This window comes from Phycisphaerae bacterium (assembly GCA_041652575.1).
GTDB lineage: Bacteria > Planctomycetota > Phycisphaerae > Sedimentisphaerales > UBA12454 > UBA12454.
The window spans coordinates 1-23,664 of record JBAZHC010000017.1 but is presented as its reverse complement, the minus strand read 5'-3'; the positions used below and the strand labels follow the sequence as shown (position 1 = coordinate 23,664).

The following is a 23,664-nucleotide window of genomic DNA, read 5'->3' as shown; positions in this document are numbered from 1 at the left end:
GGATGGACAAAATGAACATTAAAAAAATTGTTAAGCACTTTTACATCTTCCTTACATTCACAACGGCCCTGTCATTGTCGCAATGCTATGGCGACTGGCGTACTGATGCAAACAACCGGATAGAGCAAATCCGCAGGGGTAATTTCCGAATTACCGCCGTATCGCAAAGCGATAGAGGGCCTTTGTCCGGAGTTAACATCAAAATCAGTCAGGTAAAACATGATTTTGGTTTCGGCTCCTGTATCAACTATAACATAAGCGATCCCAATTATACCAACTTCTTCAAAAATCATTTTGAGTGGGCGGTAATGGAAAACGAATCCAAATGGTATTCCAACGAGCCCGCAGAGCAGGGAAATGTTACTTATGAAGCGGCGGATAAGATTTCTGACTGGTGCGCAGCCAACGGAATCACTATGCGCGGCCACTGTATTTTCTGGGAAAAGGAAAAATACACCCAGCAATGGTTAAAAGATTTGGCCTTCGCCCCGCTGCCGGCACAAAGTCCGCTCCGCACCGCTGTTGAAAATCGAATGGATAGTGCCGTAAATCATTTTAAGGGAAAATTCGTACACTGGGACGTCGATAATGAAATTCTTCACGGTTCATTTTATAAAGACCGGCTTGGCGAAGAAATCTGGTACTGGATGTTCAATGAGGCTCACAGGATTGACCCCGGTTGCAGGCTTTTCGTTAACGAATACGATGTGCTGTGGAAAAATAATTATGATACGAGCCGCTATGAAAATTTCATTACAAAACTGCTTAATCAATCTCTGCCCGTTGGCGGTATAGGAATTCAGGGCCATATAGAGCCGAATTTCAGCCGAACAGATTATATTACTGCCCTCGATAAACTTGGAAAATTTAACCTGCCAATCTGGATAACAGAATTTGATGTCAAGCAGGTCGACCCGAATCTGCGTGCAAATGATTTGGAAGATTTTTATCGCATTTCTTTCAGTCATCCCGCAGTCGGCGGAGTTATGATGTGGGGATTCTGGCAAGGCTCGCACTGGAGAGAAAACTGCCATATAGTTAATAATGACTGGACATTAAACGAAGCGGGAAAAAGATATGAATCGCTGCTGAAGGAATGGACAACTAACGATTCATCAGCTACAGACGATAAAGGAAATGCCGGTTTCAGGGGATTTTATGGAAAATACAATGTGACTCTTTCCTCCGCCTCTGTTAAACCTTTGACTGTGACTATCGATGTCGTCCCCGGCGGCCCAAATGAATTCACCTTCGAACTGCCTGATGACAGCAATACCAACCTGCTCGTCAATCCGGGATTCGAAAACGGCACCGCCGGATGGGCAGGCCGCAACTGCTCAATCGCTGCCGATACAAACGAAAAACACAGCGGCACAAAAAGTGCCAAAGCATTCGGCAGAACCGATACCTGGCAGGGAATCAAACAGTCCATGATGGGAAAAATGGAAAACGGAAAAACCTATCGGATTTCCGCCTGGGTAAAACTCGAAAATGCAGACAGCAGTAATATTCAGCTAACCATCGCCCAGACCGACAGTGCCGATACCAATTATATACGCATTGCTTCAGCGGCCGCCGATAATCGTAACTGGGTCGAACTTTCCGGCGATTTTACACTCAAATATAAAGGCCAGCTTGGCACTTTGGATGTTTACTTCGAAGGCCCCGCCGCCGGTGTTAATTTTTATGTTGATGATGTGAATGTATTCGGCCCGCCTGCCCCTCCGGCGAAACCATTGGATACTAATGCCGTGGGAAAAATCGATGCAGCTATTCGCTATCAGCAATTTGAAGGTTTCGGCGCCGCAGGCGGATATGACCCGAACTGGCTCACTTCGAATCCCAAAAAACAGGAGCTTTACACATTAATGTTCGAAGATTTAGGGCTTGAAATTTACAGGATACAAAATCTTTACGGCATCGATGAAAAATATATCGATAATACGGTCGAGATTATTAACGCAAATGTCGGCGTTTCGCTTCGTCCTGTAAAAATTATGATTGCGTCATGGTCGCCTCCGCCTGCTCTCAAAAGCAATAATCACACTACGGGCGGCACACTCAAGAAAGATGCGAACGGCAAATATATGTACGAGGAATTCGCAGACTGGTGGGCAGACAGCGTGGCAAACCTTTCGGCTCGCGGAGTAAAAATTGATTATCTCAGCATTCAAAACGAGTGCGATATCGAGACAGGCTATGCCTCCTGCAAATTTTCACCGACAGAAGATACCGACTGGGCAGGCTACAATCTCGCGTTCGAAGCGGTTTATAAAAAGTTATATTCACAATTCGGCGATAAGATGCCGAAAATGCTCGCCCCTGAAACAATGGGCTTCGGCAGGTCAAGGCCGTATATCGACGCTATCATAGATACGAACCACGTTTACGCATGGACACATCACCTTTACAGCGACGGCAGCGGCGGATACGAAAATCCGGAAGGCTACGTCGCGGCATTAAGAAAATACGCCGCCAGATACGCAGGCAAACCTTTCTTCCAGACAGAGTATTCGCGTAATCCCGATTACAACGACGCGATGTTTACCGCCCGTCACATTCAGAATTGTCTCGTCCATGAAAATTTAACTTCATATTGCTATTGGAGCCTGTTTCGCAAAGGTGCAATCGGCGGAGGCCTTATAACGCTTGCCACTCCTATCGGCAGCGAAGGTTACAAAATCAATCCGACTTATTACACGTTCAAACAGTTTTCAGCCTTTATAAAATCCGGCTTCCAGCGAATCGAAGCATCAACAGATTCCCCTGCTCTGCGGATAACATCCTTTATCAGTCCCGACAATAAAAAAATCAGCACAGTTATTATCAACACTTCTCCAGATACAGATATTTCACTTACGATTACAGCAGAGAACTGCAAATTCGCTTCAGCCAAAATTTATCGTACCAGCCGAACAGAAAATTGCATCCTCATCGGCGATATGGATAAAAATAACGTATTAACCGTTCCAAAAAATTCAATTACAACATTATCATCTGAAATGGATTAAAGGTGAGCAAAATGTCTACAAAATTATTTTTTTCAATCGTAATTTTTACAGCTTTTTCTTCCTGCTTTGCTGACACGAATGTTTTAACAAATCCCAGCCTTGAAGACACCCGGGGCTGGGCCTCACGAGGAGGCGTATTTACGCAGTCAACCGTCGAAAAGCACTCCGGCTCCGCCTGCGGAAAATCGAGCGACAGAACCGCTAACTGGCAGGGAATAAAACAGTCTCTTATGGGCAAGGTAAAAAATGAAAGCACATACCAGGTTTCCGGCTGGATAAAATTAGAGAATGCCGCCTCTGCCAATGTTGCAATTTCCCTTGAGCAGCACGATGCTAACGGAACTGTATATACCAACATCGCCACCGGAACCGCGAACAACTCCGGATGGGTTGAATTAAAAGGCACTTTTACATTAAAAGTAAACGGCGCCCTTACATATTTAGATATTTATTTTGAAGGTCCGCCATCCGGCACAAACTTCTTCGTCGATGATGTGAATGTTTTTGGTCCTGCACCGGAAGCTCTCGATAACGCTTCGATTAAGCCAAACGCCTACGGCACAATTGATGCGAATATACGCTATCAAAAATTAGAAGGTTTTGGTGCTTCCGCAGCATGGTACGACCGAACACTTGCGGGATTTTCTGTTCTGCCCAATTTCTATAATATCGCCTTTAAGGAACTTGGGCTGGATATTTTAAGAATTCGAAATACTTATCTTTATGATGGACATGACAGCAACTACACAGACAGAGCCGTAAAAATTATTGATAATGCCAATAAAGTCCTGCCTCGCCCCCTGAAGATTATGATTGCATCATGGTCGCCTCCGTCTTCATTAAAAAGCAATAACAACACCAAAGGCGGCACCCTCGCCAAAGACGCAAACGGCAATTATAAATATGAAGCGCTTGCGCAATGGTGGTACGACAGCCTTGTCGATTTAAACAGCCGCGGCGTATATCCTTATTATTTAACATTTCAAAATGAACCGGATTATCTAACCGAATGGGATACCTGCAGATTCGACCCCTGCCAGACCGAATCTTCTGCGGGCTACAACCTCGCATTTCGCGCAGTGTACAATAAGCTCGGCAAACTGGCGAATCCTCCACGGTTTCTCGGCCCTGAATGCAAAAACACAGCTTCTGCAAGAATGTTTATTAACAATTTCACTGCCGAGGACAAATCAAAAATTTTCGGCTATAGTCATCATATTTATAATGATGGCAGTGATGATGCGCCCGACAGTTTCCTTCCTGCAATGAGTCGTTTTGCCGCGGATTTTAACGATAAGCCTTTGATGCAAAATGAATTTGCCCGGGAAAGCGGCGGCGGAGATGTCACCTCTTTTGCCGATGCGATGAATCTCGCTCTTATCATTCACAATGCCCTTACAGCCGAAAATGTTTCTGCTTTTCTTTATTGGCAATTAATCTGGGAAAAACCTCTGGGCCTTATCAGTACACACCGGGAGACTTATTCCGTCAATCCGGTCTACTACGCGTTTAAACATTATTCCGCTTTTACTGACCCGAATTGGCAGCGTATCGATGCAAAATCAAATTCAAATGCGCTGCGTATTTCAGCTTTTCTTAATCCTGCCAGCGATAAAATCTCTGCAATAATAATCAATCCTTCGCAAATAGATATTACTCTCGAACTCGCTTTCGACAATTTTGACGTTAAAGACAGCAATATTTATCGAACTACTGAAAAGGAAAATTGTGCCGCCGCCGGTAAGCTTTCAAAATTGAATGATTTTGTTTCACCAAAGAATTCCATTACAACCGTTGTTTTATCCGGTCAAAAAAAAATGACAAAAAGCGCTAAAGCCCGTCTTAATGAAATGCGGACCATGCTGCCTGTCAGTCAAACCTGGGACCAGTGGCTCGACGAAAGCGGCGTAACTCCGCCGGATTTTGATAATATGCCTTCACAGCCGGATTTGCCGCAGATTCCGAAAATAAAAAATGCTGCCGATTGGCAAAATATGCGTAAAGATTATTTGGCCCTGTATCATAAATATGTCTTCGGCTCAATGCCCGCCGCGCCGACAAATCTCAAAGCCGAAATTTTGAATACCAGGGAAGCAAATGACCTCACAATTGAAAATGTTCTGATAAGTTTCGGTACTGAAAACAAGGCGAAATTAAATGTTGAAATTATCAGGCCCGCAGGCAAAGGCCCGTTTCCTGTGCTTTTAACCCAGCCATTCCACAAACGCTGGGCGATGGCCGCAGTCGCCAGAGGTTATGTCGCATGCATTTACAATGGCGACGATTTCAAAGATGATACAAAATCGTATCCCGCCATTTGGCCCGATTGCGACTGGAGCGCGCTTACCCGCAGGGCCTTAGCCGCGGCAAGAAGCGTCGATTATCTTTACACGCTCGACTTCATAGACAAGAACAAAATCGCAATCATCGGCCATTCACGCAACGGCAAACAAACCTTTATCGCCGGTGCGATTGATGAAAGAATCACTGCTATTATCCCCGTAAGTTCCGGTCAGGGCGGAGCCTGCCCATCGAGGTATTATAACGAATCGTATTTCGGCGAAAGCATCGAGATGATTACTCGCTCGTTTCCCGACTGGTTCTGCAATAATTTCCGTTTCTTCTCCGGCCGTGAAAATAAACTGCCCGTCGAAAGTAATATCCTTATGGCCCTGATGGCTCCTCGCCCGATGCTTATCTGCGAAGCGGCAAACGACGGCTGCAGTTCCATCTGGGGCGTATATCAGTCGTATTTTTCTGCAAAAGAAGTGTATAAAACGCTAGGCCGTCCTGATAAAATCGCAATTGCTCTCCGTCAGGGCGGCCACGGCGTCGGCCCCGAATTCATCGGCCAAACCCTCGATTGGCTCGATTGGCAGTTTGACAGACTTCCCGCGGATAAAATCGAGCAGGTCAGCAGGATATATGACACAAAGCCTCCATATCCGCAGATTATAAATAATAAAATTATCGACATAACTGCTTTTCCTAAAGCTGTTGATAAACTCACGACCGATTCGAATCAATGGCGGCAGCAGAAAGCAGAAATCATCGAACAGATAAATTTAATGCTCGGAACCGCTTCGAATACAACCGTTGATGAATCTATGAGAGCTCGGATAAATCAAACCTGGAAATTTACGAGTGATTTTGTCGGCCGTGACAGGTTCGCAAAAGACCAGAATTATGCCGGCATTGAAAAAATCGATTTTTTAATCGAAGGTTACATCCCCGCTCACATTTACAAACCGCTCGGCCGCGGCAAATTCCCTGCTTGTGTTTGGCTTTCTCCAGCCTGCGTTCCTTTCGGCTATAGTTCAAACTATTCTTATGGCGTACCTGTCCATCTTAAATTAGCCAAAAAAGGTTTCGCTGTTCTCGCGTTTGACCCGATTGGTTTCGGCAGCAGGCAGATTGAGGCCGTTGATTTTTACGATAGAAATAAAGACTTCTCTCTTCTCGGCAAAATGGTTTTTGACGTGCAACGGGCAATCGACAGTCTTTCCGATGTCAACTACATCGATTCGAAAAAGATTTACCTTCTGGGTTACGCTTTGGGCAGTCAGGTCGCTCTTTACACAGCGGCTCTTGACGAGCGTGCAGCAGGCGTGGTTTGTGTTGCGGGACTTTCGCCGATGCGATTGGAATCGCCCGACACTGGTGGAATACAAAAATACTGCACCCGGTATCCTTATATTCCGAAACTTGAGTCTTTCATCAGAAATGAAGCCCGCGTTCCATACGACATAGACCAGCTTATTGCTTCGGTCGCCCCTCGAAAAGCTCTTATCGTCGCCTGCACGAATGATTACGAGACAAATATTTCAGGCCTGAAAAATTGTATTGAAAATGCCGCACAAGTATATAACTTATATGACTCACGGGATAAGCTCCAGTTTGATATAATAAATGAATATAATTATTTTTCAATTCAGATACAAAATCTTGTATATGGCTGGCTTGAAAATAATGTTAAATAAATTTTAAAGACAAAAAAACAATGAAAAATATACAACAGTTTCCCGGGCCTCAAAACAAAAATACGGAATATATGAAGCATTTCTGGCTTTTTCTCAAGCCGTACAAAAAGCCTCTAAGCACAGTTTATTTCCTGTTCTTTCTGAACTCCGCTCTCAATCTTTTGCCGGCGTTAAGCATAAAATATTATATCGACCACGTTTTGATTACCAATGACGCTAATATTTTCTGGCTGAAGGCCGGCTCGACCGCTTTTGAAAAAACAATCTTTTCTATCGCGTTCATCGCATTGATGGGCGTGGTCATATTAATAGCCAACAGCGTCGGCGTCGCGATGCATCGCCTCGCAACCAGAAGCGTGGAATTAGTCATATATTCAATTAAGCTGAAACTGCAGGACCATATCAATAAATTATCCCTGTCGTATTTTAACTCGGCGCGTGTCGGCGACGTGCTGACAAAAACCGTAAGCGATATAAACAATTTCAGCCTGATGCTGAGAAACAGTTTTCACCTCGTTTACGTTACCATTCATCTTGTATTGGTGCCGGTAATAATGGTAATACTTTCGCCGGTGCTTTTTGTCGTCGCCATGCTGCCTATGCCTGTGCTTTTTTACGCTTTTTACACAATCAGGACAAAACTGAAACCGTTATATCGAAAACAGCGCACCCATCAGTCGCAGATAACTTCTCAATTGCAGGAGACCATCAGCGGCATAAAGGAAATCAAAGCATTCAGCCTTGAGGACCATTCGAGCGAAGTTTACCGCAATGTAAATCGCCAGTTCTACGATGTCCAGAACCAGATTATGCGGGTATTCAGTTTTAATCATCAGCTCAGCTACGGCTCTATGGACTGGGGCAGGATGCAGATTGCCGTAATCGGCGGAATCCTGATGTTTTACAAATTCGGCTCGGTAACCATCGGAACGATAACGCTTTTCCTGATGCTGTCGAATTATTTATACGGCTCAATCGGCGCCATATTGAATGTAATGAATCTCTTTCAGGACGGAATGGTCGGCCTGGAAAGAATTGTTGATTTCCTGAAAATAGTGCCGGACATCAATGATAAAGCCGGCGCCGCCAAACTTGAAACAGCTTCCGTCAAAGGCAATGTAAGTTTCAAAAACGTAAAATTCTCCTACGGCAGAGAACAGGTGCTCGACGGAATAAATCTGGAAGTAAACTCCGGCGAAAAAATCGCCGTCGTCGGCCCTACCGGCAGCGGTAAAACTACCCTGATTTCGCTTCTGCCCCGCTTCTACGACCCGCAGGAAGGCTCAATACAAATCGACGGACAGGATATAAGAGATTTCACGCAGACTTCGCTTCGTCAGAACATCGGCATTGTCTTCCAGGAAACATTTTTATTTTATGGAAACATCAGGGACAATCTCTTGTTTGCAAATCCCGGCAAAACCGAAGATGAAATGAAAACAGCCTGTGTAATGGCAAATATTTACGATACGATTATTGAATTGCCGGACAAATTTGATACTATTGTCGGCGAAAGAGGTGTCAAGCTCAGTGGCGGCCAGAAACAGAGACTTGCTATCGCCCGCGTGTTCCTGAAAAACCCTGCCATAGTAATATTGGATGAGGCTACAAGTTCTGTCGATTCAGTCACGGAAAAACTTATTCAGCAGAGCATCGACAATATGCTTGAAAACAGAACGGCTTTTATTATCGCTCACCGGCTCAGCACCATTCAGAAGTGCGACAAAATAATAGTTCTCGAAAATAAAAAAATAGCCGAAATCGGTACACATCGGCAGTTGCTCGACAAAAAAGGTGTTTATTATGATATGCACAGTGTTTACGCGTTATAAATCTCTATTGTCATCATTGCGAGGAGTCTCGCCTTTGGCGGACGACGAAGCAATCTCAAAGTATATTTTAACAGAAAGGTAGAATTTTAGTATGACAATGACATCGAAAGAAATCGTTCAAAGAACTTTGGATTTCCAGAACCCCGAGCGAGTCGCACGTTCGTTCCCTGAATCGGATTTTCACTGGGTCAACGACGACGCAAAAACCTGTGCCACCGATTGGGAAAAAGTCAGCCCAACAAAATGGGAAAGAATGGACGAATGGGGCAATATTTGGCAACGAATCGACGACACCACAAAAGGCGAAGTCGTAAAAGGCGCCTTGTCTGATGCCTCTGAAATTGAAAATTACCAATTACCTGACTTTTCAAAATTTGAAGACTTTTATACCGTCGTCAAGGCAAGGAAAAATAATAAAGATAAATGGCTCATCGGCGGAATGCCCGGCTTTGCATTCAATATCGCTCGTAAAATTTTAAAAATCGACAATTACCTGATGGCTCTTGTTCTTGAAAGGGAAAAAATCAGAGTTCTTCACGACCGCATTGATGTTCTTTTGGAGGATATGATTCGCAATCACGCCAAAGCCGGTGCAGACTGCGTAATGTATCCGGAAGACTGGGGTACCCAAAACCAGTTATTCATCAGTCCAGATTTATGGTATGAGGAATTTTTCCCGAGATTTGTGAAACTATGCGGCATTGCTCACCAGTGCGGGATAAAGGTATTTATGCACTCCTGCGGCAGAACCGCCGCCATCGTTCCCGGCCTGATTAAAGCGGGCATCGACGTCCTACAGTTCGACCAGCCCGACCTTCACGGCATCGACCAGCTCGCCGAATATCAGAAAAACAGCAAAATTACGTTCTGGTCTCCTGTGGATATCCAGAAAACGCTTCAGAGTCGCGATGAAAAAATCATCCGTGCCAAGGCAAGGGAAATGATCGATAAACTCTGGAAAAACAGAGGAGGCTTCATCGCCGGATATTATTCAGATAATGTCGCGATTGGGCTCGACCCGAAATGGCAGGAAATCGCTTCCGAGGAATTTATCGCTTATGGCAAACGCAAATAATAAATATTGAAAGATAGTGCCTGAAAGCATATCATAGATGGTTTATACAATTATCAGAATGAAAGGCATATATGAAAAAGATTCACAACCCGATATTGCCGGGGTTTAATCCCGACCCTTCGATATTGCGGGTCGGAGACGATTATTATATCGCCACCAGTACTTTTGAATGGTTTCCCGGCGTACAGATTCATCATTCAAAAGACCTCGTCCACTGGCAACTGCTTACTCATCCTCTGACTCGCGTCAGCCAGCTCGATATGATCGGCAATATGCCTTCCTGCGGTATCTGGGCTCCGTGTCTGAGTTACTGCGACGGCCTCTTTTATCTCATATATACGAATACGCGAATTTATTACAGCAATTTTAAAGACTGCCATAATTATCTCGTTACCGCAAAAAACATAATGGGCCCCTGGTCCGAACCAATATATCTTAATTCTTCCGGCTTTGACCCGTCGCTGTTTCACGATGACGACGGAAGGAAATGGTTTGTAAATATGTATTGGGACCATCGCAAAGGTCATAACCCATTCTCCGGAATTATTCTGCAGGAATACGACCTAAAGCAAAAAAAACTCATCGGCCCGATTAAAAATATTTTCAAAGGCACAGATTTGAAACTCACCGAAGGCCCGCATCTTTATAAACTCAATGGCTTCTATTATCTTTTGACCGCTGAAGGCGGCACGGAATACGAACACGCCGTTACAATGGCAAGGTCGAAAAAAATAGATGGCCCTTACGAAGTTGACCCGACCAATCCCGTGCTTACGAGCAGATACAATCCCGAATTGGAACTGCAAAGAGCCGGCCATGCCTCAATCGTGCAGACTCAAAACAATCAATGGTATATGGTTCATCTTTGCGGCAGGCCTCTAATGCGGGATACAAAACCGAAACGCCGCTGTATGCTCGGCAGAGAAACCGCAATCCAGAAATGTTTTTGGACTAACGACGGCTGGCTGAGAATCGAAGGCGGCAACACTCCGAAAGTTGACGTTGATGCTCCCGGATTACCTGGACATAAATTCGCACCTGAACCTGTTCGTGACGATTTCGATTCCGAAGTATTGAATGTTAATTTCAGCACTCCGCGTCTTCCCGCCGACGAAAGCTGGATAACTCTAAAGCAGCGCAAAGGCTTTTTGCGTTTATTCGGCAGAGAATCACTCGGTTCAATGCACAGGCAGAGCCTCGTTGTTCGCAGAATTCAATCTTTTAGTTTTCAGGCGACAACCTGCCTTGAGTTTGAACCGAAAACATTCCAGCAAATGGCAGGTATGGTGCTTTTATATGATACGCAGAATTATTTTTATCTACGAGTCAGTTTAGATGAAAAGCTCGGCAGACATCTCGGCATTTTGACGTGCGACAATAATGTTTACGATGAGTCTGCAAAAGAAATCCCGCTCAATCAATCCCGTTGCTACTTAAGGGCAGACGTTGACAATGCCTCATTACAGTTTTCGTATAGTTTGGACGAAAAGACATGGAATAAAATCGGTCCCGTTTTCGATGCATCAAGACTTGCCGATGAATATTGCCAATTAGGTCGTTTTACCGGCTCATTCTTGGGAATTTGCTGTCAGGATATTTCAGGAACAAAGAATCACGCCGACTTCGATTACTTCGAATATAAAGAACTGTAATGTTTAATGTCCTAATTCTTTCAGCATCGCCATAAAACGCCTGCCGTATTCCACATAGTTGGCGTATTTGACTGATTCTTCAGACTGCACGTTTTTATCGTGAAACACAACTGCGAGGTGCGGCTCCATCGATATGCCGCCGTCATAGCCGCTATCGAGCAAATCTTTGACGATTCGTTTTACATCGCCGCTGCCTTCGTTTGGAAATGTAAATTTAGTTTTGCCTGTAGAGGGTTCCCATATACCGTCCTTGATATGAACATATTCGATATGCTCTTTGACGTGCGTATAGAATTCCCATGCAGACTGTTTCGGATATGGTTTTTGTTTTGTGCGGTCGTCCGTAAACACCGGGTTGCCGGTATCGAATACGAGTTTAAGCCCCGGCACATTTTCAATAAGTTTAAGAGTATATGTCCAGCCCATCCCGCCGTAGTTCATACAGTTTTCATGAACGACTGTCAGCCCCGCGTCATCGAACATCTTTTTAAGTTCCCTGACCCTGCTGAATCTCTCCTGCTCCATCTGGTCGTCGGGACTCCGGTCATCGAGAACGGCAAAACTCATTATGCGAATCAATTTGCAGCCAAGTTTCTGCATTCTCGGTATCGCCCTTTTAGCCTCGGCAAGTGAAGAATCGAAAGGTTCTGTGATTTTCTTGCCCCAGTTGGCGATAGTTGAGCCGAAGCAGTTTATCTTTACTCCCGACGCCGCAAGTTTTTCGCAGACAACATCGAACTGTTCATCGGAAATGTCATGGATGTTTTTGCCGTTTACGCTTCTGCTTTCGATATATTTCCAGCCGAGTTCTTTCGTCGCTCGTATTTGGCCTTCGATATCCTTTGCCGCCTCATCCGCAAATCCCGTTAAATACATTTTTTCCCCTTATTAAAACAATCTGCACATTTAGCCGTCACCGGTACGATAATGTGTGAATCTTTGCTTCCTTATTTCCTTACTTCTTTGATTCTTTTATCTTTTCCTGTAGTTTTCCATAAAACAGTTCATCGTTGAGAGGCAGCGTAACCCAGTCGTCCAGCCATGTGGAAAGAAGCATCGCGTTGGACAGTTCAAGACTGTTTATCCCTTCTGCGCCGGGAGCAAGCATCGGCGAACCTGTCAAAATTGCCTTAACCCAGTCTTTCATAATGCCTTTGTGTTCTTCGCCTTTGCCTTCTACCGCAACGTCTATTTTCGTATTTTCCGGAGCGCCGAATCCGCCCTTGAATTCCCTATTAAATTGCCTTTCCGGCATGGCCGTCTTCCAGAAAGTGATTTTTTCATCTTCGAGAACAATTTTGCCGTTATCGCCTGCTATCTCAAAACGGTTTGTACCGGGCGTTTCACCTGTTGTGGTGATGAATACGCCAGTCGCGCCGTTTTTGTATTCGACGTAAGCCGTTACATCGTCTTCGACTTCGATATTATGATATTTCCCGAAGCTGCAGAACGCCCGCACTCTCACCGGCATCCCGCAAATCCACTGCCACAGGTCCAATTGATGCGGAGACTGATTAAGCAGGACGCCTCCGCCCTCTCCTGCCCAGGTGGCACGCCATCCGCCGAGTTCGTAATAGCTCTGCGCCCGATACCAATGGGTTACGATCCAGTTGGTTCGTTTAATTTCGCCAAGCGCCCCGGCTGAAATCATTTCTTTGATTTTCTGATAAACCGTATTAGTGCGCTGATTGAACATTATGCCGAATACTTTTTTGCTTTTTGCCGCAAGTGCGTTCACCTGCCGAACATTTTTCGTAAACACCCCCACAGGCTTTTCAGTCAGTACGTGCAGATTATTTTTCAAACCTGCCGTTATCAAATCCGGATGTTGATAATGCGGCACAACGATAAATATCCCGTCCACAAGGCCGGACTTCATAAGCTCCTCTGAATCGCTGAAATACTTAATGCCGGTGCTCGCAAAATCTTTTTTCGCACGATTGATGTTATCAGTATTGTTGTCGCAGACGGCCGCTAATTCAGCATCGGACACTTCGCCGGAAACAAGATATTTGGCGTGGTTTCTCCCCATATTTCCATAACCGATTAGTCCGATTCGAAGTTTTCCCATAACCATCAATCCTTCAATAACATAAAATATATTTATACAAAAAAAGCGTCCTGCTTTCCAACATTAATTTGTTGGAATCGTCAGGACGCTTATTTTTTAATCAACAAATTTTTAGCTTTATTTAGCTTCTCTTCCTGAGCAAAGCCAATCCAAGACCGAGCAGAGTAAGTGTCGCCGGCTCCGGAATGGGGTCTGAAAGTTTTGCGTTATCAAAATACATTTCAAGTGGTGCTCCGCCGCCGGTTTGTGTCTCGATTATAATCTCAATGTAGCCGCCGCCAGTGCCATCAAGAAGCACGTCTGTGATTTGTTCGCGATAAGCACTGTAATCGACTGTCAAGGTTGTTGTCCGCTCACCAGCAGTGCTCCACCAATAATAAGTGATTAGGGGATTAGCGCCAGAGACTGTCTGCCAGCCGGCACTTCCATTGTTCATAATCACCTTCTGAAGATGTGTATAGCCTTCAGTAATAAGACCTTCACTGGCCGCGACTGAGAAGTCAATCGAAAAGGTATTGTGATTCATAAACTGGGCTTTGGCACTGTCGGCACCGAACTGATATTTCAGGGCTGTGCCCCAGCCTGACAAAGCAACTTCAGCTGAATAATCATCCAGTGTTACGCCAACAGTCGCGCCGTAGTTCAGAACGCCATTGCTGGTCCAAGTGTCGGTGCTGGTCTCCCAGTTACCTATTACAAAATCTGCCGAAGCTGCTGCATTCAATGCTGCAATTACCATGAAACAAATAACTAACTTTCTCATAATCTCTTCCTCCTACAAATGAAAAACTTTTTTCGGGTTAGAAAATTACAACGTTATAATTTTTTAAGACAAATACCCAAACTCTGACCGCATTTGGCGCATGTCCTATACGCTCACACTATGTGGGAAATTGATTTCGTCCTCCTCCATGTGGCGGACTTGTCAAAACCCGCAAATCTACTCACTTCGATTACTAAAGAACAAGTACAAACAAACTCAAGTAAACGTTTACTTAATATTATCATCCCTCATCAAACACGTCAAGTATTTTTTTACTTTTTTAAGAAAAACTCTATTTTTATTCCTACAAAGGTCTTTGGATGCCGATAATACACCTTTTTCCTTAAAAAAATAAAGCAAACAGCTATTTTTTAATATTAAGGATGATTACAGTCTTTAATTGAGTAGCATTGAAATATTTTAGCCTTATGTCAGTGGCTAACTGTGATATTAGCGATAACGATAGAGCCTGATACGTTGTATGCCGAATTTACTCCCGGGCAAATTCAAATGCCGGCCCTGATGGCTTTGGTCGCCATTCATCCAGCGTCCGCCGACCCATCGGCCGTTTACAAATTTCCCTTCCTGGATGCTTTCTATCCCCGCGATTTCGCCAGATGCCTGATTCGGAGAAAACGTCACTATCAAACCGCTTCCGGCAATAATATACTCGTCAGACCCGGTAGAAATAATTACTCCTCCTGCGTTCGGCCAGGTTTCAACACCCGCCGGTCTCGGTGTCCACTGGAAAGTATAATCGTGAGAAACTTTTAAAATATATCTGCCGGATGTTATTTCCTGCATTTGATTTTCTTCATTGAGTGATACACCTGTCATCGTACCTGTGCCCTGATTTTCGAGAATCAAAGGCGACAGATGAGAAAGAACCTCATAAATTTTTGTAATCGCACAATTTTCAGCCTCGCCAACCGACTCTATCGCAAACGGACTGAATCCTATCGCATCGTACCGTCCGAAAGCGTAAAACGCCTTTACTGCATTTTCCGCACCCCTGCCCGCTTCAGGAATAAACAGAGGATTATTATTTTTATGATATTTCCCGCACCATTGCTCAAAGACAGGATGATAAATATCAGGCGAAAGAAAATCTATCTCCGGAGCTTCTTTCCGCCAAACATCGTATAAATGCGGCAGCGGACCGGCACTGGGATACTGGCCCGGCTTTTGTCCCTGCTGATTTAGCGCCGCGTTAACAAACATCGGCAGCGGATATTCCGCTTTTCCGGCCGCAGTAACCTTATTTACGAAACGTGCGTAATGCCTCGCCATAAAAATTTCATCGTCTTCGTTCACCTTTTCAAATGCCTTATTTGCCGTATCACAAAAATCTCGCGCATCGCCGAGCATCCCGATTTCATTCTCAACCTGAACCATAATTACCGTATGCTTTTTGCCGTCCTCTTTGCGAATATGCCGCATAAGAGCCGCGAATGCCTTAACGTCCGCATCAAGATTCGTTTTACTGAACGCCGAAAGAATTTCAACCGCCTGCCCGTTTTTGAGTCTTGCTCTCGGAAAACGTTTCTGGTCGGCCTTTATCCATTGCGGCACATAGCAGGACATACTGTTTTTCCAACTTCCAAACCAAAGTAAAACCAGCCTAATGTTATGCTTCCTCGCTCCCGCTATAAGACCGTCAACAAGTTTAAAATCGAATTTATCCTCCTTCGGCTCAATCAAATCCCAGTAAACCGGCGCAAGAACCGTATTGAGATTCATTTGTTTTAATTTCGGCCAAACTGCCTTTAACGAATCCAGGCTCGACGCCGTTGAGTTCCCCAGTTCGCCGCCGAGAATCAAAAAAGGTTTGCCGTCCACAATCAACTGAATGACATTACCCTGTTTTTTTAGATGAGGAATACTGTTGGACTTCTGCTTTTTCATTTTTTTAGCCATATTAGTTATTTATCCCCGCCATCAATCTCAATACTTTTTCCTGACTTACTTCGTCTCTCGAAAGAGAGCCGGTAATTCTGCCTTCTCTGAAAACAAGTATATTCGTTGAAAGATTTATCAGTTCCGGCAGTTCGCTCGATATAAGCAGAACCGCTTTGCCGCTGCCGGCCAATTCGTCTATCAGGCTGTGTATCTCTGCCTTTGCGCCGACATCGATGCCTCTTGTAGGCTCGTCCACCATCAATATTTTACAATCCGCCGCCAGAGATTTTGCCAGAACGAGCTTCTGCTGGTTTCCGCCGGAAAGACTCAGTGCCATAACCCATACCGAAGCTGCCTTTACTTTCAGCAGATTAAAATACTTGTCCACGACCTTAAGCATTTCTTTTCTTTTTATCACTCTGAAAAAATTAGCGATTTTTTCAAGAACTGAAAGACAGATATTCTCCGCGGCGCTCATCGAAAGCACAAGGCCGTGGCGTTTCCTGTCCTCAGGCACAAGGGCAATGCCGCGATTCAGAGCCTGGGAGGGACTGGAAATCTTTACTTCTTTGCCTTCGATATAAATCTTTCCGCTGATATTCTTATCGAGACCGAAAATTCCTTCCGCAAGCTCGGTTCTGCCCGCTCCGACCAGCCCGGCTAAGCCGAGAATCTGACCCGAATGCAGCGAAAAGGAAATATTTTCAAATTTGCCGGGACTTGAAAAGTTTTCAACCCGTAAAAACTCCGGACCCTTTTCGCTCTTTACATGCTTTGGGAAATAAGCCTCGAAACTTCTGCCTATCATCATCTCAACGAGCTGGTTCTCTGTTATTTCATTTATATTTTTTGTGCCGACGGCCCGGCCGTCACGAAGAACAGTTACAGCGTCGCAAAGCCGGAAAATTTCAGGCAGTCTGTGTGAAATATATATGCAGGTAATTGACTTTTTCTTCAGGTCGTCGATAAGGCGGAAAAGATTTTCCGTTTCCGACTGAGAAAGCGAACTTGTCGGCTCGTCGAAAATCAGTATCCGGGCATTTCTGCCGACAGCTTCGGCGATTTGAACAAGCTGCTGATTCGCGACGTTGAGCAAACCGAGATTTTTAGTTATATCTATATGCCCTGCGCCGATTAGTTTGAGTTTTTGCCGAGCTTTATTGTAAAGCTCCTTTTTATCGACTATTGTCGCTTTGGCAGGCAGTTCCGAAAGGCAAAGATTTTCCGCGACAGACATATTCTCGCAGAATTCGAGTTCCTGGTGAACCATTCCTATACCGGCCTTAAACGCTTCGCCGGCGTGACGAAATTTTTGCTCCTGCCCGCCGATGAATATTTTTCCGCCGTCAGGCTGATGTATCCCGGCCAGAATTTTGCCGAGCGTGCTTTTCCCCGCCCCGTTCTCGCCCACAAGCGAATGGCACGACCCACGGGCTATATCTATCGAAACATTATCGATGGCGACTACGCCCGGAAATCGCTTCGTGATATTTTCAAACTGTAAAAATTCAGCCACAGAGAAAACCCCTTTTATTTTCAGCCACAGAGAACACAGAGATAAAAACTTGGTTTATTCCGATATTATTTGCTGCCATGTCAAAACCATTCCCTGCTATTTTCAAACCACATATTTATAATTCTGCCATCACAGTAAACATAACGGCATCCCAAAACAATAATGTCCAAAAATATCTATTCTCGTAAAAAAATATCTATAAGAAAAAACTTGTTTACATTCATACTTTAAAGGTGCACCTTGCCAGGAAAGCTTAAAAACTTCAAGCACCTCATCTTCACTTGAACACATTTCATAATGCTTTATTTTTTCAAGTGGCAAAAATAATTGATTACGATAAAAAAAACAATCCTTGTACAATTTTTAGAATAACTTTTTGGATTCTATATCCATCGATACTGTACTCAAAATCAATACGCAAGACGATACAAGCTTCGTAACCGTAACCGATTTACATTTTCCTTGCTTCCTTACCTCTTTATTTCTTATTTTAGTGTATATTCGTGTTTATTCGTGGTTTTTATTATTCTTTCAGGTATTTCTCCGGCACATCGGTAAATCCCCAGTCCCTGAGTTGTCTGGCCCAGTCGTGCAGATTTTCCTTTGTTACCTTTACAAGTTCCATTTTATTCATAACCGGCACTTCTTTGTTCAGATAAATCTTGTCTATGATTTTCTCAACGGAAATAGCGCCCCACAGATATGTCGACTGCGCCAGCAGAACAGGCGTAATTCCCTTTTCGACATAAGGCAGTTCCGCAGGCAGCGCATCAACCGCGATAACTTTTACTTTATTCGGGTCCAGGTCCGTAAGCAGCGTTGTCGTAAACAGCGGCCAGCCGCCTATCATCGCCCAGGCGTTAATTTCGGGATATGCGTTCATAACCCGCAGAACCTCAGCGGCCGCATCCTGCGGCGTTTCCGCGTGATAAAAAGTTCCGATGATTTTTATATCAGGATATTTTTCAGCTTCTGTTTTCGCGCCCTGAACGCGTTTTTGCAGGTTCGGTGCATTCTGATTGCCGGCAAGTATCGCCACATTAGCCTTGCCTTTGACAAACTCCGCAAGAGTTGACATTACCAATTGGCCGGTTTCAATATCATCAACGCCGTAAAAGGCAAATCGCTTCGAATCAGGCGCATCGCTGTCGAAAATCATAACAGGCACACCGCGGTCAACCGCGTCATTAATCGCTCCGGTAACCTTGCTCGCATCGCTGCACGAAAGCAATATCGCGTCAGTGCCTTCGTTAACAGCCTGTGCGATTCTTTGAGCCTGCATCTGGCCGTCCTCATTCGGCGGAGTACGCCAGTCAATTTTTATTTCTATGCCGAGCTTTTCGCTTAGCTCTTTGGCCTTGGCTTCGGCGCCGGTTCGAGCTGAAAGAAAAACAGGGTTGGTGGAGCTTTTGGCAATCATACTGATTGTGATGCTTTTCTTTTTTGCTGCAGATGCTGCCGCATCAGTTGCGGTATTTTGTTTAACCGGCTCGGTTTTTTTAGCACAGCCTGTAAAAATTAAACTTACGAACAACAAAGTTGATAAAACAAGTAACTTTTTCATAATAACCTCCAAAAAATTATTTCATCGCTCTTTTAAGGGTTAATCTTGCGTTTAATTTATCGAGAACCACAGCGATAATTGTCGCTGCGCCTATTATTATCCATTCGAAATTCTGGTCGAAGTGCAGGGTGCGTATTGACTGGCGGATAAGAATAATCAAAATCGCTCCGAGCATTGCGCTGACCGCGTTGCCTTTTCCGCCTGAAAGGCTGGCTCCGCCCACCACGGCCGAAGCGATAACATAAAGCTCATAGCCGGTCGCGTCTCCGCAGGAGGCCGAGCCGTAATAAGCGCTGCCGAGAAACGCGGCGATGCCGGCGGTAAGGCCGGATATGGCGAAAACCGAAACTGTTATCCTTTTGACGTGAAGGCCCGCGTATCTGCTCGCTTCGGCGTTTCCGCCGATTGCGTAAATGTGCCTGCCCATAACGGTTTTGGAAAGATAAAAAGCCCCGATTACCGTAACGCCAATCATAATAAGCATCGCGACAGGATAGAGAGCTGGGTTAAGACCTAAATTCGCCTTGGCAAATGCCGTCAGCGAGCCCGGCACAAGAATACTTTCAGCCTTGCTCATAACAAACGCGACGCCCCGGAATATCCACATCGTGCCGAGAGTAATGATAAACGGATGCACTTCGAGCCCGACAACCATTAATCCGTTGAGCAGTCCGCAAACAAGTCCGAGTCCGAGCGATACGAAAATTCCGAGTATTACCGCCGATGCCGAGTCCATATTAAGATGTCTAAGCAGCAGTGCCGTTGTTACTCCGCAAAGAGCGTAAACAGAGCCGACGCTCAAATCGATGCCGCCGTAGATAATTACCATTGTCGCGCCGACCGCCATAATCGCAAAAAAGCTCGCGTCGGTAGCGGTCTGCATAAGAGTATATGAATTGAAGAAATTGTTTACCGTCCTGCCGGTTTGTCTGTCGATATGAGAACCTGCCGAGGTGGTCAGGATAACGCCAAGAATCAGAATAACAATAATCAGGCCGGATTGCTGCCTGGCCAGAAATTTCTGTGCTGTCTTTTTCATCCGTGTCAACATAGACGGTCTATAATGCTATGAAACCTAACCTGTTGTCAAGACATTTTTTATATCTATCTTGTCAGCCATCCGCCGTCGACGGGAATTATTGAGCCGTATAAATATGACGATGCCTCAGAGGCAAGGAATACAATCGTGCCTTTCAGGTCGTCAGATTCGCCCCATCTTCCCGCCGGTATCCTGTCGAGAATTGATTTATTTCTCACAGCGTCCTGCCTGAGAGCGGCGGTATTATCCGTCGCCATATAGCCCGGCGCAATCGCGTTGACGTTTATATTATTTTTTGCCAGTTCATTTGCCATCAGTCTTGTCAGCCCCGCCACTGCGCTTTTCGACGCCGTGTATGAAGGCACAAGTATTCCGCCCTGAAAGCTCAGCATCGACGCCGTATTGATAATTTTCCCGCCTCTGCCCTGCCTGATAAAAACTTTCGTAACCGCCTGGCTCAAAAAGAAAAGCGTCCTGATATTGATATTCATCACATCGTCCCAGTCTTTTTCGCTGAACTCTACAAATGGAGCGCGGCGGATAATTCCCGCGTTGTTTACAAGAATATCGATTCCGCCAAGTTTCGAGACCGTTGTATTTACGATATTTTCAACGCAGTCTTTTTTGCTCAAATCCGCGGTTACTGCTGCGCATCGTCTGCCGAGCTTTTCAATTTTTCCGCAGGTTTCTTTCATATCGAGCAGGTCAACAAGACAAATATCCGCGCCGGCCTCAGCCAGTCCCATCGCCATCGCCTGCCCCAGTCCCCTTGCCGAACCTGTAACTATCGCGACTTTCCCGTCGAGTTTGAATTTATCCAAAATCATTTTTATCTCCGTATCACCAAATCGAAAACCTAAACCGCGACCTTACCGATACCTATACCGAAACCCAAAACATAATCTTCATTCTTCAATATTATTTCAAATTATCCAATGAAAATCCCTGCATATCGCCGAACGCCTGATTTTCGCCGCCCATCGCCCAGACAAAGCTGTAATTTTTCAACCCGACTCCGCTGTGAATAGACCAGCTCGGCGAAAGTGCAACCTGCTCATTGCGAATAACGATATGCCGCGTCTGCTCAGGCTTGCCCATCAGATGAAACACAACGCCGCCGGAATCGATTCCGAAATACATATAAACTTCCGTCCTTCTCGTATGCGTATGCCCCGGCATCGTATTCCAGACACTGTTGGCCGCAAGGTCGGTAAAGCCCATCACAAGCTGACAGCTTTTAATCCCGTCCGGATGAATATATTTGCGAATGGTTCTCTTATTCGATTCCTCATCGCTTCCGAGTTCCACCGCCTGCGCATCGGCTTGTTTGGCCAAAGCAATCGGATACTCCTTATGTGCAGGATAACTTACGATATAAAATTTCGCTGGCTTTTGCGCGTTTGCGCTTTCAAACTGAATATCCTTGCTGCCTTTTCCTATATAGAGCAAATCCTTATGGTTCAGCGTGAATTTTTCACCGTCAACGGTTATAACTCCAGCCCCGCCGATATTGATAACGCCGATTTCCCGCCTCATCGCGAAATATTCGCTTGCCAGATGGTCGCCCGCTTCCAGTTTCAGCGGCGCCTTTACCGGAACAGCCGAGCCGATTATCGCCCTGTCGTCGAACCAGTAAATCAGCTCTATCTTATCGCCAGCGAAAAGCGTCCTGACAAGGAAAGTGCTCCTTATTTCTTCGGTATTCATTCTCTCGAACCGCACTGCATCAGCAGAATATCGTGTTTCCATTTTTCAAACTCCTAATTTAGCCACAAAGACACCAGGACACTAAGTTTTTTAATATTATTATATCATATATTTTTCTTCGTGACTTCGTGCCTTAGTGGCTACGAAATCATCGGTTTTGCTCTTTTACACAACTGAAACGGCACACCCCACGGGTCCCGAAGCATTATTATACACGAACCGTCTTCAAGATTCAATTCCTCAAAAACCGCAGCGCCCGCCGCGACAAGCTTGTCCTTCATCGCCGCTGGATTGTCAGATTCAAAGGCAAAATGAAAGCAAAGCGGATGCTGCGACGGATAATCGGGGACAATCGCATTGGGATTTGTATATATCTCCACGCAGACCCTTCCATTTTCATCAGCGAGAAAATGCGTCTGGCTCGGCTTCGGTATCGCCCGAACAATTTTCATATTGCAGTTCTTCACATACCACTGCGCCATTGCCGTTGCATCCGGCACATTGATTCCAAAATGTTCGAATTGCATATCAAGCCTTTTAACTAATATTTCTCTGTGACCTCTGTGTTCTCTGTGGCTAAAAATTTTTACTCGGTGGCTTTTAATGTCTTATTCAGCCAACTCGTTATTTTATCCGTAAAATCAGCATCAAATTTATTCCACTCCACAATCTTGTGCTGTGCGTCTTTAATCGTAATAATTTCGCAAGGCACACCAATCGCGTCAAGCCTGCCCTTAAAATTCAGCGACAACTGATACGGCACAGACTTATCCGCCGTCCCGTGCACAAGCAAAACCGGCGGCAGCCCCAGCCGTAAATGATTTATCGGCGAAGCATCCCAAAGCATCTGCACCGCAGTCGGCGTATTAACGTCAGTACCCTGCAATCCGAACAAATCCTTCATATATATTGACATCCCGCCCCGCCGCAGCGAATCGAAAACCAAATCTGTCGGCGCCGCCAGCCCAACTACCGCCTGCACCATCGTATCCTTATCCGCCGCCACTCCGGCCAGACAGGCAAGCTGACCGCCCGCAGAATATCCCAGTATCGCGATGCGGTTCGGGTCGCCTTTATATTTGCCCGCGTTTGCCTTTATCCAGCGAATCGCTGTTTTAACATCGTCGAAACAGGCAGGCCAGCGATTCTTCGGCGCAAGCCGGTAATTGATTGAAAACCATACGAAATTGGCTTCTGTCAATGGTTCGAAAAGAACCTTTTCATCTCCCTGCTTATCGCCTCGCACCCATCCGCCGCCGTGAACAATTAAAACTATCGGAAAAGGCCCATCGCCATTCGGTGAATTAACATCCAGCAGAAGCGCCTCATCGCCAACTCTGCCGTATTCGATATTTGTTTGCATATTCTCCGCCATTACAATAGAAAAAATATTAAGAATCAAAACAAACGCTAAAATTTTTATTCTCATCTTACAATCCTTTCTATCGTCTTGTCATCTCTGAAAGCGTGCTTCCAGTCAAATATATTTTTCTATTATTTTTAAATCGTTTATCGAACCGCTTTTATGGTTTTCAACCAAGTCATCTCTTCGCCG

Annotated in this window: 16 protein-coding genes; 5 read left to right on the top strand and 11 right to left on the bottom strand. The window is 45.2% G+C overall.

The window, feature by feature from the left end:
- Positions 1–11: 11 nt before the first annotated feature.
- The 5 genes from WC496_11295 (at position 12) to WC496_11275 (ending at position 11,550) form a co-directional block, all read left to right on the top strand.
- The gene (locus WC496_11295) at positions 12–3,011 is read left to right on the top strand and encodes an endo-1,4-beta-xylanase (protein ID MFA5293606.1); all 3,000 of its coding nucleotides are present in this window, start codon (positions 12–14) and stop codon (positions 3,009–3,011) included.
- An 11-nt stretch (positions 3,012–3,022) separates the two neighbouring features.
- Entirely contained in the window at positions 3,023–6,991 is a 3,969-nt protein-coding gene (locus tag WC496_11290; protein MFA5293605.1) for an alpha/beta fold hydrolase, read from the top strand.
- A 20-nt stretch (positions 6,992–7,011) separates the two neighbouring features.
- Positions 7,012–8,823 (top strand): ABC transporter ATP-binding protein, encoded by a 1,812-nt coding sequence (locus WC496_11285; protein ID MFA5293604.1) that lies wholly within the window; start codon positions 7,012–7,014, stop codon positions 8,821–8,823.
- A gap of 91 nt (positions 8,824–8,914) precedes the next feature.
- Complete coding sequence (locus tag WC496_11280) at positions 8,915–9,898, top strand: uroporphyrinogen decarboxylase family protein (GenBank protein MFA5293603.1); 984 nt, start codon at positions 8,915–8,917, stop codon at positions 9,896–9,898.
- A gap of 71 nt (positions 9,899–9,969) precedes the next feature.
- Positions 9,970–11,550: a glycoside hydrolase family 43 protein gene (locus WC496_11275; GenBank protein MFA5293602.1), complete on the top strand. Its 1,581-nt coding sequence runs from the start codon at positions 9,970–9,972 to the stop codon at positions 11,548–11,550.
- A gap of 3 nt (positions 11,551–11,553) precedes the next feature.
- On the opposite strand, the gene WC496_11270 is transcribed toward WC496_11275, so the two are convergent.
- From WC496_11270 to WC496_11220, 11 genes are all read right to left on the bottom strand, one after another.
- Positions 11,554–12,426 carry a sugar phosphate isomerase/epimerase family protein gene (locus WC496_11270; protein ID MFA5293601.1) on the bottom strand — a complete coding sequence of 291 codons (873 nt, stop codon included), beginning with the start codon at positions 12,424–12,426 and terminating at the stop codon, positions 11,554–11,556.
- 79 nt (positions 12,427–12,505) lie between these two features.
- A complete protein-coding gene (locus WC496_11265) occupies positions 12,506–13,621 on the bottom strand; it encodes a Gfo/Idh/MocA family oxidoreductase (protein MFA5293600.1) in 1,116 nt (371 codons plus the stop codon).
- Positions 13,622–13,742: 121 nt separating this feature from the next.
- Positions 13,743–14,384 (bottom strand): PEP-CTERM sorting domain-containing protein, encoded by a 642-nt coding sequence (locus tag WC496_11260; protein MFA5293599.1) that lies wholly within the window; start codon positions 14,382–14,384, stop codon positions 13,743–13,745.
- 450 nt (positions 14,385–14,834) lie between these two features.
- Complete coding sequence (locus tag WC496_11255; protein MFA5293598.1) at positions 14,835–16,289, bottom strand: DUF5597 domain-containing protein; 1,455 nt, start codon at positions 16,287–16,289, stop codon at positions 14,835–14,837.
- 13 nt (positions 16,290–16,302) lie between these two features.
- Entirely contained in the window at positions 16,303–17,799 is a 1,497-nt protein-coding gene (locus tag WC496_11250; GenBank protein MFA5293597.1) for a sugar ABC transporter ATP-binding protein, read from the bottom strand.
- Between the two features lie 523 nt (positions 17,800–18,322).
- On the bottom strand, positions 18,323–19,363 hold the full coding sequence (locus WC496_11245) for a substrate-binding domain-containing protein (GenBank protein MFA5293596.1): 1,041 nt from the start codon (positions 19,361–19,363) through the stop codon (positions 18,323–18,325).
- Positions 19,364–19,379: 16 nt separating this feature from the next.
- Positions 19,380–20,402, bottom strand: a complete 1,023-nt coding sequence (locus tag WC496_11240) for an ABC transporter permease (protein MFA5293595.1) — start codon at positions 20,400–20,402, stop codon at positions 19,380–19,382.
- A gap of 65 nt (positions 20,403–20,467) precedes the next feature.
- Positions 20,468–21,229, bottom strand: coding sequence for a 2-dehydro-3-deoxy-D-gluconate 5-dehydrogenase KduD (gene kduD / locus WC496_11235; protein ID MFA5293594.1), 762 nt, complete (start codon positions 21,227–21,229; stop codon positions 20,468–20,470).
- A gap of 91 nt (positions 21,230–21,320) precedes the next feature.
- Entirely contained in the window at positions 21,321–22,151 is an 831-nt protein-coding gene (gene kduI, locus WC496_11230) for a 5-dehydro-4-deoxy-D-glucuronate isomerase (protein MFA5293593.1), read from the bottom strand.
- Between the two features lie 98 nt (positions 22,152–22,249).
- Positions 22,250–22,636, bottom strand: coding sequence for a VOC family protein (locus WC496_11225; protein MFA5293592.1), 387 nt, complete (start codon positions 22,634–22,636; stop codon positions 22,250–22,252).
- Positions 22,637–22,695: 59 nt separating this feature from the next.
- On the bottom strand, positions 22,696–23,538 hold the full coding sequence (locus tag WC496_11220) for an alpha/beta hydrolase (protein MFA5293591.1): 843 nt from the start codon (positions 23,536–23,538) through the stop codon (positions 22,696–22,698).
- Between the last annotated feature and the right edge of the window lie 126 nt (positions 23,539–23,664).

Excerpts from the sequence above, each read along its gene's own strand:
- WC496_11220 (MFA5293591.1), bottom strand. The coding sequence starts at position 23,538 with ATGAGAATAAAAATTTTAGCGTTTGTTTTGATTCTTAATATTTTTTCT.
- WC496_11295 (MFA5293606.1), top strand. The coding sequence starts at position 12 with ATGAACATTAAAAAAATTGTTAAGCACTTTTACATCTTCCTTACATTC.
- WC496_11280 (MFA5293603.1), top strand. The coding sequence starts at position 8,915 with ATGACAATGACATCGAAAGAAATCGTTCAAAGAACTTTGGATTTCCAG.
- kduD (MFA5293594.1), bottom strand. The coding sequence starts at position 21,229 with ATGATTTTGGATAAATTCAAACTCGACGGGAAAGTCGCGATAGTTACA.
- WC496_11285 (MFA5293604.1), top strand. The coding sequence starts at position 7,012 with ATGAAAAATATACAACAGTTTCCCGGGCCTCAAAACAAAAATACGGAA.
- WC496_11225 (MFA5293592.1), bottom strand. The coding sequence starts at position 22,636 with ATGCAATTCGAACATTTTGGAATCAATGTGCCGGATGCAACGGCAATG.
- kduI (MFA5293593.1), bottom strand. The coding sequence starts at position 22,151 with ATGGAAACACGATATTCTGCTGATGCAGTGCGGTTCGAGAGAATGAAT.
- WC496_11245 (MFA5293596.1), bottom strand. The coding sequence starts at position 19,363 with ATGAAAAAGTTACTTGTTTTATCAACTTTGTTGTTCGTAAGTTTAATT.
- WC496_11290 (MFA5293605.1), top strand. The coding sequence starts at position 3,023 with ATGTCTACAAAATTATTTTTTTCAATCGTAATTTTTACAGCTTTTTCT.
- WC496_11260 (MFA5293599.1), bottom strand. The coding sequence starts at position 14,384 with ATGAGAAAGTTAGTTATTTGTTTCATGGTAATTGCAGCATTGAATGCA.
- WC496_11255 (MFA5293598.1), bottom strand. The coding sequence starts at position 16,289 with ATGAAAAAGCAGAAGTCCAACAGTATTCCTCATCTAAAAAAACAGGGT.
- WC496_11240 (MFA5293595.1), bottom strand. The coding sequence starts at position 20,402 with ATGAAAAAGACAGCACAGAAATTTCTGGCCAGGCAGCAATCCGGCCTG.
- WC496_11275 (MFA5293602.1), top strand. The coding sequence starts at position 9,970 with ATGAAAAAGATTCACAACCCGATATTGCCGGGGTTTAATCCCGACCCT.
- WC496_11270 (MFA5293601.1), bottom strand. The coding sequence starts at position 12,426 with ATGTATTTAACGGGATTTGCGGATGAGGCGGCAAAGGATATCGAAGGC.
- WC496_11265 (MFA5293600.1), bottom strand. The coding sequence starts at position 13,621 with ATGGGAAAACTTCGAATCGGACTAATCGGTTATGGAAATATGGGGAGA.